Here is a 14957-nt window from a genome sequence, read left to right as displayed (position 1 = left end):
AGGGTCGTGGGGGACCTCATCCTGGTCCGCCACGGTGCGACGGAGTGGAGCGTGTCGGGACAGCACACCAGCTGGACCGACCTGCCCCTCACCCCTGACGGCGAGGACCAGGCCAGGTCCCTCGCTCCACTCCTGAGCGGCCGCACGTTCGCCCGCGTCCTCACCAGCCCGCTGTCCCGCGCCGTCCGCACGGCCGAACTCGCGGGCCTGACCGGGGCGCGGACCGAGCCCGACCTCCGCGAGTGGGACTACGGCGCCTACGAGGGCATCACCACCCGTGAGATCCACCGCACCCGCCCCGACTGGTACCTGTGGACGGACGGTGTGCCGCCCGGCCCGGACGCCCACCCGGGCGAGTCCCCGGCGGAGGTGGGCGCCCGCGCCGACCGCGTGCTGTCCCTCGTGGACGCGGCCCTCGCGGACGACACGGGCGATGTACTCCTGGTCGCCCACGGCCACTTCCTGCGCGTCGTGGCGGCCCGCCGCCTGGGCCTGCCCCCGGCGGACGGCCGCCTCTTCCGACTGGAGACGGGCACGATCAGCCGCCTGTCCACGGAGCACGGCCGCCCGGTGGTCGCGGAGTGGAACACCCGGCCGTGAAGGGCACGAACGACCCTGCTGCCCCCTCGGGGGCGGCAGGGTCGTTCTTTTGGTCCGTCCCGGCCCGAGTCCTACCCCTGCGGGATCCCGTACGCCCGGTCCACGGGCAGCCGCAGCATCAGGCGTCCGTCGCGGACCATCGCGGCCCGGTACTCGTCCCAGTCGGGGTGTTCGCCCTGGAGGTCGCGGTAGAGGCGGACGAGTTCCTCGACCGTCTCGTCGTGCGGGTCGCGGGCGACGGGGGTGAGCTCGGCGGTGCCCTCGGCGACCGTGTAGGCCCAGCGGTCGGGGGTGGTGACGTGGTACGAGGCGCGGGGGTCGCGGCGCAGGTTGCGGGTCTTGGCGCGGTCGTCCGTGATCGAGACGCGGATGACCCGCTCGTCGGGGTCGTAGGCGTGGATGACGTTCGACAACTGGGGGCGGCCGTCGCTCTTCAGGGTGACCAGCACCCCGCCACGGGCGTCGGAGAGCAGCTTCAGCAGGGCGTCCTGTGTGTCCTGAGTCATACCGGGATCAACGGGACCGGTCGGGCCATGCATTCCCGTGCCGCCCCTGGTCGTGTCGATCACACCTCGCCGCGACGCGGATGGCGGAGCCGCCCGGGTGGGTAGATCGGCGGGGGCTGAACCGCACCGCGGACGACGCGACCGGAGGAGAGCGATGGCACAGCTGCGGCAGGACGTCGACCCGGCCGAGGCCGGGCTGGACGCGAAGGCGCTGGACCGCCTCGACCAGGGCCTCGCCCGGTACGTCGACGAGGGGCGGCTGCCCGGCTTCCTGGTGGCGCTGGCCCGCGGCGGACGGGTCGCCCACCTCACCACGTACGGCCACCGCGATGTCGCGGCCGGTCTGCCGGTGGAGGCGGACACGCTGTGGCGGATCTACTCCATGACCAAGCCGGTCACCGCCGTCGCCGCGCTGCTCCTGGTGGAGGAGGGCCGGCTCTCCCTGGACGACCCGGTCGGCCGGCACCTCCCGGCGTTCGCGCACCCCCGCGTCTACGAGAGCGGCTCCGGGGCGGACGTACGGACCCGCCCGGCCGAGCGGCCGATGCTCGTCCGGCATCTGCTCACCCACACCGCCGGACTCACCTTCGCCTTCTACCACGCCCACCCCGTCGACGCCCTCTACCGCGCCGCCCGGCTGCACTCGTCGGTGCCGCCCGGCGCGGACCTCGCCGAGGCGATCGAGGTGTACGCGAGCCTGCCGCTCCAGTTCGAGCCCGGCACGCAGTGGAACTACTCCGTCGCCTCCAACGTGCTGGGCCGGGTCATCGAGGTGGTCTCGGGGCGGCCGCTGGACGAGTTCCTCGCCGAGCGCATCTTCCGCCCGCTGGGCATGCCGGACGCCGGACTGCACATCGTGTCCGAACAGGCGGAACGCCTCTCCGAGTTGTACGGCGAGACGGCCGAGGGCGGGATCGAGCCGATCGCCGGTCTCCCGCTGCACGGCCGCCCGCGTTTCCTGTCCGGCAGCGGCGGCATGGTCGCGTCGGCGTACGACTACCACCGCTTCATGGAAATGCTGCGCCGGGGCGGCGAGTTGGACGGGGTCCGGCTGCTCCGCCGGGAGACGGTCGCCCTGATGACCCGCAACCATCTGCCCGGCGGCGCCGACATCCACGCCTTCGGCGCCCCCGCCCACCGCGAGCCCGCCAAGAAGGGCCTGGGCTTCGGCCTCGGCGTCTCGGTGGTGACCGACCCGAGCCGCACGCCGGCCCCGGCAGGACCCGGCACGTATGGCTGGAGCGGCGTCGCCACCACCACCTTCTGGGTCGACCCGGGCCGCGATCTGACCGTCCAGTTCATGACCCAGGTACGGCCGAAGCGGCTGAAGGTGTTCCCGGAGCTGAAGCGGCTGGTGCACGAGGCGGTGGTGGACTGAGCGGGCCCCGACCCTACGGCCCTCAGGGCTCCGGGCCGCCGTCAGGACAAGTGCGCGACCGCGTCCAGATGGGGCAGGTCGTGGTCGAGCCGCTCCCGCTTGGTCCGCAGATAGGTGATGTTGCTCTCGCACGGCTCGATCAGCAGCGGGACCTGCTCGGCGACCTGGATGCCGTGCCGTACCAACGCCTCGCGTTTGCGCGGGTTGTTGGACATCAGCCGGACGGAACGGACGCCGAGGTCGTGCAGCATCGCGGCGGCGACGCCGTAGTCACGGGCGTCGACCGGCAGACCGAGGGCGAGGTTCGCCTCCACCGTGTCCAGCCCGTCCGCCTGGAGAGCCATCGCGCGCAGCTTCGCCAGCAGCCCGATGCCGCGGCCCTCGTGCCCTCTCAAGTACAGGACGACGCCGCTGCCTTCGGCGACGACCGAACGCAGCGCCGCGTCGAGCTGGTCGCCGCACTCGCAGTGCCGCGAGCCGAACGCGTCTCCGGTCAGGCATTCCGAGTGCAGCCGGGTGAGTACGCGGTCGGTGGCGATGTCCCCGTGGACCAAGGCCACTTGCTCCTCGCCCCGGTCGTGGTCCATGAAGCCGATCGCCTGGAACTTCCCGTGAACGGTGGGCAACGGAGCATTCACGACGCGTTCCACGCCCGACCGCCGTGGGGAATGCTCGCCGACTACGCCAAGGTTTTCTGTCATGATCTGGTTCCTAAGCAGAGACGAAAGGCCGTGAATAACATGAGTGGTTCGCACGCGGGTGAGCCTCAATACGTTCCGGTACGCCATCTGTTGCCGACGGACACCACGGAGGACGTCAGGGCGCGCGGGGCGGAGCTGCCCGCGCAGGTCGCCGTTCTTCCCGTCGGGAGCTTCGAACAGCACGGCCCCTTCCTTCCGCTGGCGACCGACACCCTGGTCGCCTGCGCCGTCGCCCGCGAGATCGCGGCCGCGTATCCCGTGCACCTCCTCCCTCCGGTGACCGTCTCGTGCTCGCACGAGCACGCGGCCTGGCCGGGAACGGTCAGTATCTCCTCCGTGACCCTGCACGCGGTGGTGGCGGACATCGCGGCGTCGCTGCGCCGGTCCGGCGTCGAGACGCTGGTGGTGGTCAACGGCCACGGCGGCAACTACGTCCTGGGCAACGTGGTCCAGGAGGCGTCCGCGCGCGGGGAGCGGATGGCGCTGTTCCCGGCCCCGGAGGACTGGGAGACGGCGCGGGAGCGGGCGGGAGTGTCGACCTCGCTCCTCACCGACATGCACGCCGGGGAAATCGAGACCTCCATTCTGCTGCACACGCATCCAGAAATGGTCCGCCCTGGTTATGAGTCCGCCGATTTCACCGCGGACGACCGCCGTCATCTGCTCTCCACGGGAATGTCCGCCTATACCGCATCGGGAGTCATCGGCCGTCCTTCCCTCGGTTCCGCGGATAAGGGCGAACAACTGCTGGCGAGCCTGGTCGATTCCTTCGCAGCGTATTTCACGTTGTTGGCGTCCGCGGAGCATCCGGCCGGGGGATCCGTCGACGCATCGTCCGTCGGCGTGAGGTAGGCGGGGCGGGGTGCGGCCGTACGCAGTCCGTCGTACCAGCGGGCGACGAGCACGGCCGCGCCGGGCAGCGCGGCCGCGAAGCTGAGGACGCCGTAGACCACGGCGACGGCCAGTCCGCTGCTCGCGCCGAGGCCGGCCGCGCCGAACGCCCAGGCGGTGACGCCCTCGCGGGGGCCGAAGCCGCCGATGTTCAGCGGCAGGCCCATGGCGATGAGCGCGAGCACCGCGATCGGAAGCACCGTCACGACGCCTGCCGCCGACCCGGCGACCCGCGCCGCCAGGACGAACATCGCGATGTGCCCGGCCAGCACGACGAGCGAGGACAGCGCGACGCCGGGGGCGTTGGCCCGGGACAGCAGGCCCTGGCGGGCCTCGCCGAGGGTCCGGCTCCCCCAAGCTCTCGACTTCGCTCGAGCAGGGGGGACCCCCATGGCGCCGCCGCGGTGGGAGGGCGCGCGGTTCATCCGCAGGGCGAGGACGACGGCGAGCGCGCCGAGCGCGGCAAGGGCGCCCAGTGGGGCGACAGCGCGGGCCTCGTGCCGCACCGGGGAGGGCAGGCCCAGCAGCACGCCCACGCCCACCACGGCCAGCGCGGCCTGGCCCGCGACCCGCTCCAGGACGACCGTCCGTACGCCCCGGCCCATGTCGCCGGCGCTCTGCCCGTGCCGCACGGCCCGGTGCACGTCGCCGACCACTCCGCCGGGCAGCGCCGCGTTCAGGAACAGGGCCCGGTAGTAGTCGGCCACGGCGGGCCCGAGCGGCAGCCGGATGCGCAGTCCGCGGGCGACCAACTGCCAGCGCCACGCGCTGAACACGGTGGTGACGACACCGACCCCCAGGGCGAGCAGCAGCGACACCGCGTCGATGCGCCGCAGGCCGTCCAGGAAGACGCCGGTGCCCAGCCGCCACAGCAGGACGGCGAGGATGACGACCCCGGCGACGGTGCCGAAGTGACGGCGCAGGGCGCGCAGCCCGAGACCCCGCCGACTGTCGGCCGCGGGCGCGGGCGCCGGTTCCGTCACCGCGGTCGGCGCGGTCGGCACGGAGGCCGCGCAGACGCACCGCCGTGCCGTACCGGGCCGGGTCCGCACCGCCTGCCTGTTCATGACGCCCCGTCCGTCGGCCGGACCAGCGCGAACAGGTCGACGTGATGGACGACGACGCTCAACTCCCCGGCCGCACAGGCGTCCAGGCGCTCCTGGAGGTAGCGGTCGGCGGCCTCGCGAAGTTCGGGGCGCTGTTCGACGGCGGCGCCGACCCAGCCGCGCAGCCACTGCTGGGTGAGCGCGGCCTTGCCAGGGCCCAACTCCCAGTCACTGGGCCGGAGTTCCACCGTCGCCCCGCGGAGGACGAAGGCCTCGCGGGCCGCCGTCACCGCGTCGGGTCCGAGCAGGCCGCTCCGTCGCTGGTGGGCGTTGAACGCCTCGGTGATCTCGGCGTCCAGCGGGTGGGCGGGGGTGAGCTCGACGCGGCCGGCGACGGAGAGGGTGAGCAGCGCCGGGCAGTCGGCCCCGACGCAGGCCTCGGCGAGTATCCCGACCTCCTCGCGGGTGAGGACGTCGAGCAGTGCGGACGCGGTCACCAGGGAGGCGCCGGACAGCGCGTCCGGGGTCAGCCGGGCCACGTCGCCGCGGCGCGTCTCCACCGTGATCCGGCTGCCGTCGGCGGCGGTGCGCGGGGAGGCGACGGCGGCGAAGTGCAGGAGGTAGGGGTCGCGGTCGTGCAGGACCCAGTGCTGGGCGCCGTCCAGCCGCGGGGCGAGCCAGCGGCCCATCGAGCCGGTGCCGCAGCCCAGGTCGTGCACGACGAGGGCGCCTTGACGCGGGGGTGCGTCCGGTGCGGCGAGATGGGCGCGGAGCGGCGTGAGCAGGTCCGTGGAGCGCGCGGCGGCGTCGGCCGTCTCCCGCAACTCCAGCCATTCGGGCGCGTACCGGGGCGTCTCGTCGGCCTCGCCGCCCTCCCGCAGCCGTACGGCGGGCCGCTCGCCGGGGCGCGTGACGGGCCCGGCGCCGTCGATCACCTGCTCGCCGGGCAGGCCGGTCGGCTGGTCCGGAGTCGAAGGGTGCTTCGACGCGGAGTCCGTCATCTCCGGCCCCCCTTTCTTCGGTCCGAGGTCGCTCGCCCGCATGCCGTTCACGCCGCCCTCTGGGGTTCGTCCGGCAGCCGCCGCAGGACTCCGGCGATGGTGCGGGCCGTCGTCGCCCAGCCGCCGAGCGCGGAGCGACGGCCGCGGGCGGCGGCCTTGAGGCGGCGGCGTACGTCCGCCTCGCCGAACCAGCCGCGCAGTTCGGCGGCGAGGGCGGCGGGGTCCTCGGGCGGGACGAGGATGCCGGGCACCCCGCCGTCGGGGGCGCGGCCGAGCGCCTCGGGCAGTCCGCCGACGTCCGTCGCCAGCACCGGGATGCCGCGCGCGAGGGCCTCGGTGACGGCCATGCCGTACGTCTCGGCGTAGGAGGTGAGGACCATCAGGTCGGCGACGGCGAAGCTGGCCTCGAGGGCGGCGCCGGAGCGTGGGCCCGCGAGGTGCAGGCGGTCCGTCAGGTCGTATTTCTCGATGAGGGAGCGCAGATGGGCGACGTACTCGGGGTCGTGGCCGAGCCCGCCGACACACGTGCAGCTCCACGGCAGGTCGCGGACCTCCGCGAGGGCCTCCACCAGCCGGTGCTGTCCCTTGCGCGGGGTCACCGCGGCGACGCACAGCAGACGCGAGACGCCGTCGGTGCCGGGGGCGAGGGGCGCGATGTCGGCGCCGGGGGTGGCGACATGGACACGGTCGGGGGCGAGGCCGTGGTGGGAGACGAGGCGGCGGGCCGCCCAGTCGCTGGTGGCGAGGACCGCGGGGACGGCGCGCAGGACGTTGCGTTCGCGGGCGTCCAGGTCGGCAACCTCGGCCGGTTCGAGTCCCGTCTCGTCGCCGAGCGGGAGGTGGACGAGGACGGCGGTCCGCAGTCGCCGCGCCTCGGGGACCACGATCTCGGGGACGCCGCAGGCGACCAGCCCGTCGAGGAGGACGACCGCGCCGTCCGGCAACGCCCGCAGCGTGCGGGCGAGTTCCTCGCGGGCGGCCGCGTCGGGCCGGGGCCACGATCCGGCGACGGGATGCTGGGTGACCTGCCAGCCGAAGCCGGGCAGGTCGAAGCAGAGCCGCCGGTCGTAGGCGTTGCCGCCGCTGGGCGCGGCCGCGTCGTGGACACCGCCGGGCAGGACGAAGTGCAGGGTACGCAGCGACATGGGGACGATCCCGGAGTGGTGACGGCCGGCCGTGCGCGGGGCCGGTACGGAGCTCAGCGGCACGGAGTTCGACGGTACGGAGTTCGAGGAGGGGGCCCGTTCGACGGTCAGGTCGGTCACAGGCCACGCTCGTAGCTCGCCCACGCGACGTGGGACTCGTGCAGGGTGACCGCGAGCCCCGCGAGGCCCTTGGCGCCCTCGCCCAGCGCGCCCTTCTCGATCCGCTCGGCGAGCCGGTCGGCGATGACCTTGGCCAGGAACTCCGTGGACGTGTTGACGCCGGCGAAGTCGGGCTCGTCGTCGAGGTTGCGGTAGTTCAGCTCGGCGACGACGGCGCCCAGTTCCTGCGTGGCCAGTCCGATGTCGACGACGATGTTGTCGTCGTCCAGCTGCTCACGGCGGAAGGTGGCGTCCACGAGGAACGTGGCTCCGTGCAGCCGCTGCGCGGGCCCGAAGACCTCGCCGCGGAAGCTGTGGGCGATCATGATGTGATCGCGGACGGTGATGCTGAACAACGGACGACCCTCCAGGTGCGGCGCGTCTGGTCCCCCGCTCTTCCCTGCCGGGGGATGCCGAGTAGTACGGCTCTTCGCTTCCCCGTGTTCAGCCCTCTCTCACCCTTTTCTCTCAGGTCAGGCGTACTTGACCCGGTGGCAGAGGGCCGGGATCTCGCCCGAGGCGAGCCGGGGCATCACCTCCGGGAGCTCCTCGAAGCCGCACTCACCCGTGATCAGCGCGTCCAGCGCCGGGTCGGCGAGCAGGTCGAGGGCGAGGGCCAGCCGGTCGGCGTAACCGCGGCTCGCGCGGCGGGCCGGGGAGACGGTGCCGACCTGGCTGCTGCGGACGGTGAGGCGGCGGGAGTGGAAGGCCTCGCCGAGCGGGAGGCTGACGCGCCGGTCGCCGTACCAGCTCAGTTCGAGGACGGTGCCCTCGGGGGCGAGGAGTTCGAGGGAGCGGGCGAGGCCCTGTTCGGTGGCGCTGGCGTGGACGACCAGGTCGCGGTCGCCGAGGGCGTCCTCGGGGGCAGCGAAGTCGATGCCGAGCGCCTCGGCGGTCTTGGCGCGTTCCGGGTCGGCATCCACGAGTTGGAGCCGTACGCCGGGGAAGCGGGCGAGCAGCGCGGCCACCGAGCAGCCGACCATGCCACCGCCGACCACCGCGATGCGGTCGCCGACGAGGGGGGCCGCGTCCCACAGGGCGTTCACGGCGGTCTCGACGGTCCCGGCGAGGACGGCCCGTTCGGCGGGGACGTGGTCGGGCACGGGGGTCACGGCGCTCACCGGTACGGCGTAACGGCTCTGGTGCGGATACAGGCAGAAGACCGTCCGCCCGACCAGCTCCTCGGGCCCTTGCTCGACGATCCCTACGCTGAGGTACCCGTATTTCACGGGCCCCGGGAAGTCGCCCTCCTGGAACGGCGCCCGCATGACGGCCTGTTGACTCTCTGGAACGCCGCCGCGAAAGACGAGCGTCTCCGTCCCCCGGCTCACCCCGGAGTACAGCGCGCGCACCAGCACCTCGTCCGCGCCGGGTTCCGGAACGGTGACGTCACGCAGCTCGCCGTGGCCCGGGGAGCGGAGCCAGAACGCCCGTGCGGAGCGGTTCATCGACATCCTCCTGAACAATCGGGAAGTTGGTCACGTACCGAGATGTGCACAGGCCGCGCAGAGTACGCGGCGTTGATCGACTCTGTCACTCGGCCGGAGGGTGTTCGGTGGCCCTGAACAACACTTACGACACGAGGCCGGTCCTCCAGGAGCCTGCGGTGGGAGCGGGCGTGCAGATCCTGCTGCTGGCCCTGCTCGGCACGGCGATCGGCATGGGCACCGCGGGCTGGCTCACCGGACTCACCTTCGCGTTCGCCACCTGGGCGGTCCTCACCCGCGCCCTGCACCGCTCCGAACTGCGCTCCTTCGGCCCCGCCAACCGCGTCACCCTCGGCCGGGCCACCCTGGTCGGCGGCGTGACGGCCCTGGTAGCCGACTCCTTCGAGAGCTCACCGCCGGTCACCCTGCTGGTCGGGCTCACGGCGGTGGCCCTCATCCTCGACGGCGTCGACGGCAAGGTCGCCCGCCGCACCAACACCTCGACCGCGCTCGGCGCCCGCTTCGACATGGAGGTCGACGCGTTCCTGATCCTGGTGCTGAGCGTGTACGTCGCCATGCAGCAGGGCCCGTGGGTCCTGCTGATCGGCGCGATGCGCTACGCGTTCGTCGCCGCGGCCCGCGTCGCCCCGTGGCTCAACGCCCCGCTCCCCCCGTCCTTCGCCCGCAAGACGGTCGCCGCCCTCCAAGGCATCGCCCTCCTCCTGTCCGGCGCGGAACTGCTGCCGCAGACGGCCAACGTGGTGGTGGTGCTGGTGGCACTGGGGTCGCTGGTGTGGTCGTTCGGGCGGGATGTGGGGTGGTTGTGGCGGACGTCCGCCTCCTACGCCCCCGCCCCGGAAGCCAGCCCCACGAACCGCGCCCACGCCTCGCGCCCGACGGTGAGTACGGGGGCGTAGGGGGGGCCGCCGCTTGCAGGCGACGGCGGTCCAGGCGCCGCGGCTCGCAGGGCAGGCGGATGACGTACCCGTCTCCACCTGCCCCGGACGCGAGGCTCACGTGAATTCCGGGAGCTTCTGTAATTCCGTCAGGCGCGGTTCAGGCGAACGGCGATGCCGTGACCGACCGCCAGATAAACGACCGCCGGAAGGCCACAATTGAGGACGACGCGTAGGCCCTCTGTGTCCATCGTGAAAATGTCCTGAGCCCACCCGGACAGCCAGTCCGCGGCACCGTGCACGAAGCCGACGAATACATTCCCCTGGTTCGCGTCGAGCAGGAAGAGCAGGATCCACAGGACCAGGAAGCCCGCCGCGATGTCGGCGATGGTGGAGATCACCAGGGCCATCCGCCGTGCGGTGTGCGGGTCGCGCACGGGCCGCTCCGGGGCCGGCGGCGGGGGCGGGGGTGGCGGCGCCGGCTGTTCGTATGCGTGATACCCGGGGCCCGGGTCGTAGTTGCTCACTGGAATTCCGATCTGACGCTTGACTTCTGTCGACAGGGCGCCCGCGAGCGAGAAACAGCTCGCGGACAGCTACCCCCTTCTTCCTTCTCCTGCGTCGCGCAAACGCCCGCGCGTTACACCCGTCGCCGACGTCGCAAAACGTTGCTCGCCATTCATGGACGCGTGCCCAAATCGTTGTTGCCGGGGGCATATTGCGGACGAGACGGAGAAATCGACACCCTCTCCCGTCACCCTCTCACGAGTGACGTAGATCACATTCCTAGCGGTATCTGAAACACACTGTCACAGGTAAGTTGCGGCACGAGGAACGGCATGAACCGGCGGTAACCCCCGGCGGTGGAGCGGACAGAGGGAGACGGAGATGGAGCAACGGCATGTCGATGTGCTGATCATCGGCGCGGGGCTGTCCGGCATCAGCGCCGCCTGCCATCTGGCCGAGGCGAACCCCGGGAAGTCGTACACGATCCTGGAGCGGCGCGGGCGCGTCGGCGGCACGTGGGACCTCTTCCGCTACCCGGGCATCCGCTCGGACTCGGACATGTACACCTTCGGCTACCGCTTCCGCGCCTGGCACGGCACCAAGGTCCTGGCCGACGGCCACGACATCCGCCGCTATGTCCAGGAGACCGCCGACGAGTTCGGCGTCTCCGAGCACATCCGCTTCGGGCGCAAGGTCGTCAAGGCGAACTGGTCGAGCGAGGCCGGGCGGTGGACCGTACAGGCCCTGGACGAGGCCACCGGCGAGACCGAGGTCCACACCTGCGACTTCCTCGTCAACGCCACCGGCTACTACGACTACGACGCCGGCCACCGCCCCGGCTTCCCCGGCGAGGAGCGCTTCGGGGGGACCCTCGTCCACCCGCAGCAGTGGCCCGAGGACCTCGACTACCGCGGCAAGCGCGTCGTCGTCATCGGCAGCGGTGCCACCGCCATCACGCTGGTGCCCGCGATGGCCGCCGACGCCGCGCACGTCACCATGCTCCAGCGCTCGCCGACGTACATCATGACGCTGCCGCACCACGACCCGGTCTCGGTCCTGATGCGCAAGGCGGGCCTCCCGGCCGACGTCGTCTACCGGTTCGGACGGTCGCGCAACATCGCGCTCCAGCGCGGCCTGTACGCCCTGTGCCGCTCCGCGCCCGGCGTCATGCGCAAGGTGCTGCTCGCGGGCGTGCGCGCCCAGGTCGGCAAGAGCGTCGACATGCGCCACTTCACCCCGTCGTACAAGCCCTGGGACCAGCGGCTGTGCGTCGTGCCCGGGGGCGACCTGTTCAAGGCGCTGAAGAGCGGTGAGGCGTCCGTGGTCACCGACCACATCGACACGTTCACCGAGACCGGCATCAGGCTGAAGTCCGGCGAGGAGATCCCGGCGGACATCGTCATCACCGCGACCGGTCTGCGCGTGCAGCTCGCCGGGGGCGCCGAACTCGAGGTGGACGGCCGTCCGATCGCCACCCGGGACCACGTCATCTACAAGGGCGTCATGCTCGACGGCGTCCCCAACCTGGCGATCGTCCTCGGCTACACCAACGCCTCCTGGACGCTCAAGGCCGACATGGCCGCCGAGTACGTCAGCAAGCTGCTCACGTACATGGACCAGCGGGGCGTCACCCAGGTCACCCCCATCGCCACGGACGCGGACCGCGCCGCGGAGTCCGCGATGGGCGACTCGCTGTCCTCCGGATACATCGCCCGCGGCGACGCCGTGATGCCCCGGCAGGGCACCCGCGCGCCCTGGAAGATCTGGAACAACTACTACCGGGACCGCCGCGCGCTGCGCCGCTCCCCGATCGACGACCCCGCCCTCCGCTTCGCCCGCCGGGCCGCCGCTCCGACGGTCGAGCCGGCCGCCGATCAGCACGACCCGGCCCACGTGGCCTGACCGTTTGACCCTCCGCCGGATCGAGGACCGCGATGACCAGGCAGCAGACCTACTCCGAGGTGCTCCAGACCCTGTCCGAGGGCTCGGTGCACGTCCACTTCGACGCCTTCACCGACATCGACTGGGACAACCCCGACTTCGCCGTCGACCCCCAGGACCCCCGCTGGGTGCTCCCGGAGGCCGACCCGCTGGGCGGCCACCCCTGGTACAAGGAGCAGTCGCCGGAGCGCCAGGCGGAGATCGGGCTGTGGCGCTTCGCCAACGTCGCCAAGGTGGGCATGCAGTTCGAGAACGTGCTCATGCGCGGGGCGCTCGACTACGTCTTCCATCTGCGCAACCAGAACCCGGAGTTCCGGTATCTCACGCACGAGATCACCGAGGAGACCCACCACACCCAGATGTTCCAGGAGTACGTCAACCGCTCCGGCGTCGACGTGCACGGCGGGCGCCGCTCGTTCCGTGCGGTCAGTCGCTTCCTCCCGCTGGCCGGTTCGCTGTGGCCGGAGGTGTTCTTCACCGGGGTGCTGGCCGGCGAGGAGCCGATCGACCACATCCAGAAGGCGATCCTGCGCTCGGCCGAGGAGGGCCACCCCCTGCTGCGGCGGATCATGCAGATCCACGTCGCCGAGGAGGCCCGGCACATCTCCTTCGCCCACGAGTTCCTGCGCGAGAAGGTTCCCGGGTACGGGAAGGTGCGCCGGGGCGTGCTGTCGGTGATGTTCCCGCTGACGATGCGTGTGCTGGGCGACGTCATGGTCATCCCGGACAGGAAGACCGCGCAGAAGATGGGCGTGCCCCACTGGGTGATCAAGGACATCTTCTGGAAGTCCGCCGAGGGGCAGAAGATGCTGCGCGACCTCTTCGCGGACGTGCGCATGCTCGCCGAGGACATCGGCCTGATGAACAAGGCCTCCCGGCGGGTGTGGAAGCTGCTGCGCATCGACGGGCGCCCGTCCCGCTACCGCAGCCAGCCCGCCTCGCTGGCCGCCTGACCGAGCCGCCCGCGCTGTCCGATCCGCGCCCTAGCCGTCCGCCCCGTCCGGACCCGCCTGAGCCGCCTGAGCCGCCTGAGCCGCCTGAGCCTCCCGAGCGAAGAAGCCTGAGATGCCCTACGTCGTCACCCGGTCGTGCTGCGCCGACGCATCCTGCGTACTGGCCTGCCCGGTCAACTGCATTCACCCCGCCCCCGGGGAACCCGGCTTCGCCGAGGCCGAGATGCTCTACGTCGACCCGCGCGCCTGCGTCGACTGCGGCGCCTGCGCGACGGCCTGCCCGGTGGACGCGCTCAAACCGCACACCAAGCTCTCGGCGGCCGAGCAGCCGTTCCTCGACCTCAACGCCGCCTACTACGAGGGCGATCCGCACCCGGTCCGTACGCCGCTCGCGCTGGTTCCCAGGCAACGACGGCTTCCGGCGGGCGAGTTGCGGGTCGCCGTGGTCGGGGCGGGCCCGGCCGGGCTGTTCACCGCCGACGAGCTGCTGAAGCATCCGGGCGTGCACGTGACGGTGTACGACCGGCTGCCCACGCCGTACGGTCTGGCGCGCGCGGGGGTCGCGCCCGACCACCAGGACACCAAGCAGGTCATCCGGCTCTTCCAGGCCATCGAGGGCCAGCCCGGCTTCTCGTACCGGCTGAACGTGGAGATAGGCAAAGACCTGCTCCACGAGGACCTGATACGCGATCACCACGCCGTGGTCTACGCCGTGGGTGCCGCGACCGACCGGCGGCTCGGCATCGACGGCGAGGAGCTGCCCGGCAGCGTCTCCGCCACCGACTTCGTGGCCTGGTACAACGGCCACCCCGACCACGACACCGCCTCGTACGCGCACGAACTCGCCGGTGAGCGGGCCGTCGTCGTCGGCAACGGCAACGTCGCCCTGGACGTCGCGCGCGTCCTGACGGCCGACCCGGCCGCCGTCGCCCGCACCGACATCGGCGACGGCGCGCTGGCGGCGCTGCGCGACAGCCGGGTCCGTGAGGTGGTCGTGCTCGGCCGGCGCGGCCCGGCGGAGGCCTCGTTCACGATGCCCGAGCTGCTGGCCCTTGCGGCGTTGGAGGAGGTGGACGTCACCGTCGAGGGCTGGCCGGAGGGGCTGGCCGCGGACGCGTCCGCCAGGACCGAGCTGCTCGCCCTGCTCGCCGCGCGCACCCCGACGCCGGGCCGGCGCCGCATCGTCCTGCGCTTCCTGACCACGCCGACGCGTGTACTCGGCGGCGACCGCGTGACGGGGCTGGAGGTGGCCCGTACCGAGCTGCGTACGGACGAGGACGGCACCGTACGGGCCGTACCGACCGCCGACACCGAGGTCATCGAGACCTCGCTGGTCCTGCGCTCGGTCGGCTACCGCGCCCGACCGATTCCGGGGCTCCCCTTCGACGCGACGAGGGCGACGGTTCCTCATGAGCGGGGCCGTGTCGAGCCGGGCGTGTACGTCGCCGGCTGGATCAAGCGCGGGCCCACCGGGTTCATCGGCACCAACAAGTCCTGCGCCGAGGAGACGGTGACCGCCCTCCTCGACGACTTCGAGGCGGGTCGGCTCACCGTTCCGGCGTACGGCGGCTCCGGCGCGGGTACGTCGGTGACGGCGGCGCCCGCCGACGCCGTGGGACTCGACGGCTGGCGGGCGATCGACCGGGCCGAACGCGCGGCGGGCGCGCTCCAGCAGCGCCCCCGCGTCAAGCTCACGGACCGGAGCGCCCTGCTCGACGCGGCGCGTCCGCCCAAGGAACGCCGACTGCTGTCCCTGACCGTCCTGCGCCGCTCCTGACCAGGCTCCGCCCCGCCAGACCACCGCCC

General features: G+C 72.4%; 14 protein-coding genes and 1 pseudogene. 7 read left to right on the top strand and 8 right to left on the bottom strand.

Going from position 1 to position 14957, the window contains the following annotated elements:
• The first annotated feature begins 6 nt into the window (after positions 1–6).
• A complete protein-coding gene (locus QFZ74_RS26575; protein WP_307623361.1) occupies positions 7–600 on the top strand; it encodes a histidine phosphatase family protein in 594 nt (197 codons plus the stop codon).
• Between the two features lie 71 nt (positions 601–671).
• Here QFZ74_RS26575 and QFZ74_RS26570 read toward each other — a convergent pair whose 3' ends face one another.
• A complete protein-coding gene (locus tag QFZ74_RS26570) occupies positions 672–1106 on the bottom strand; it encodes a PPOX class F420-dependent oxidoreductase (protein ID WP_307623360.1) in 435 nt (144 codons plus the stop codon).
• Between the two features lie 154 nt (positions 1107–1260).
• On the opposite strand from QFZ74_RS26570, the gene QFZ74_RS26565 reads away from it, so the two are divergent.
• Entirely contained in the window at positions 1261–2484 is a 1224-nt protein-coding gene (locus QFZ74_RS26565) for a serine hydrolase (RefSeq protein ID WP_307623359.1), read from the top strand.
• A 41-nt stretch (positions 2485–2525) separates the two neighbouring features.
• Here QFZ74_RS26565 and ribA read toward each other — a convergent pair whose 3' ends face one another.
• A complete protein-coding gene (ribA, locus tag QFZ74_RS26560) occupies positions 2526–3185 on the bottom strand; it encodes a GTP cyclohydrolase II (protein WP_307623358.1) in 660 nt (219 codons plus the stop codon).
• Between the two features lie 39 nt (positions 3186–3224).
• Here ribA and QFZ74_RS26555 point away from each other — a divergent pair, with 39 nt between their 5' ends.
• Positions 3225–4037, top strand: coding sequence for a creatininase family protein (locus QFZ74_RS26555; protein ID WP_307624285.1), 813 nt, complete (start codon positions 3225–3227; stop codon positions 4035–4037).
• Between the two features lie 125 nt (positions 4038–4162).
• On the opposite strand, the pseudogene QFZ74_RS26550 reads toward QFZ74_RS26555, so the two are convergent.
• The 5 genes and pseudogenes from QFZ74_RS26550 to QFZ74_RS26530 form a co-directional block, all read right to left on the bottom strand.
• Positions 4163–5143, bottom strand: a pseudogene (locus QFZ74_RS26550) (YbhN family protein); the annotation flags it as partial.
• The gene (locus tag QFZ74_RS26545) at positions 5140–6123 is read right to left on the bottom strand and encodes a class I SAM-dependent methyltransferase (protein ID WP_307623357.1); all 984 of its coding nucleotides are present in this window, start codon (positions 6121–6123) and stop codon (positions 5140–5142) included. The pseudogene QFZ74_RS26550 and the gene QFZ74_RS26545, both read right to left, overlap by 4 nt.
• 47 nt (positions 6124–6170) lie before the next feature.
• Positions 6171–7331: a glycosyltransferase family 4 protein gene (locus QFZ74_RS26540; protein WP_307623356.1), complete on the bottom strand. Its 1161-nt coding sequence runs from the start codon at positions 7329–7331 to the stop codon at positions 6171–6173.
• 53 nt (positions 7332–7384) lie between these two features.
• Positions 7385–7783 carry a 6-carboxytetrahydropterin synthase gene (locus QFZ74_RS26535; protein ID WP_307623355.1) on the bottom strand — a complete coding sequence of 133 codons (399 nt, stop codon included), beginning with the start codon at positions 7781–7783 and terminating at the stop codon, positions 7385–7387.
• A 117-nt stretch (positions 7784–7900) separates the two neighbouring features.
• Complete coding sequence (locus QFZ74_RS26530; RefSeq protein ID WP_307623354.1) at positions 7901–8875, bottom strand: zinc-binding alcohol dehydrogenase; 975 nt, start codon at positions 8873–8875, stop codon at positions 7901–7903.
• A gap of 107 nt (positions 8876–8982) precedes the next feature.
• On the opposite strand from QFZ74_RS26530, the gene QFZ74_RS26525 reads away from it, so the two are divergent.
• Positions 8983–9771, top strand: coding sequence for a CDP-alcohol phosphatidyltransferase family protein (locus QFZ74_RS26525; RefSeq protein ID WP_307623353.1), 789 nt, complete (start codon positions 8983–8985; stop codon positions 9769–9771).
• Between the two features lie 128 nt (positions 9772–9899).
• On the opposite strand, the gene QFZ74_RS26520 is transcribed toward QFZ74_RS26525, so the two are convergent.
• The gene (locus tag QFZ74_RS26520; RefSeq protein ID WP_307623352.1) at positions 9900–10277 is read right to left on the bottom strand and encodes a hypothetical protein; all 378 of its coding nucleotides are present in this window, start codon (positions 10275–10277) and stop codon (positions 9900–9902) included.
• A 361-nt stretch (positions 10278–10638) separates the two neighbouring features.
• On the opposite strand from QFZ74_RS26520, the gene QFZ74_RS26515 reads away from it, so the two are divergent.
• The 3 genes from QFZ74_RS26515 to QFZ74_RS26505 all read left to right on the top strand — a co-directional run bounded on the left by QFZ74_RS26515 (position 10639) and on the right by QFZ74_RS26505 (position 14928).
• Positions 10639–12159, top strand: a complete 1521-nt coding sequence (locus QFZ74_RS26515; RefSeq protein WP_307623351.1) for an NAD(P)/FAD-dependent oxidoreductase — start codon at positions 10639–10641, stop codon at positions 12157–12159.
• Between the two features lie 32 nt (positions 12160–12191).
• Positions 12192–13151, top strand: coding sequence for a diiron oxygenase (locus tag QFZ74_RS26510; RefSeq protein WP_307623350.1), 960 nt, complete (start codon positions 12192–12194; stop codon positions 13149–13151).
• Between the two features lie 112 nt (positions 13152–13263).
• The gene (locus QFZ74_RS26505; protein ID WP_307623349.1) at positions 13264–14928 is read left to right on the top strand and encodes an FAD-dependent oxidoreductase; all 1665 of its coding nucleotides are present in this window, start codon (positions 13264–13266) and stop codon (positions 14926–14928) included.
• The last annotated feature ends 29 nt before the right edge of the window (positions 14929–14957 follow it).

Origin of the sequence: Streptomyces sp. V3I7, assembly GCF_030817495.1 — a bacterium.
In the GTDB taxonomy this organism is placed as follows: Bacteria; Actinomycetota; Actinomycetes; order Streptomycetales; family Streptomycetaceae; genus Streptomyces.
The sequence above is the reverse complement of the archived record's forward strand: the minus strand, read 5'-3'. Positions and strand labels throughout refer to the sequence as shown.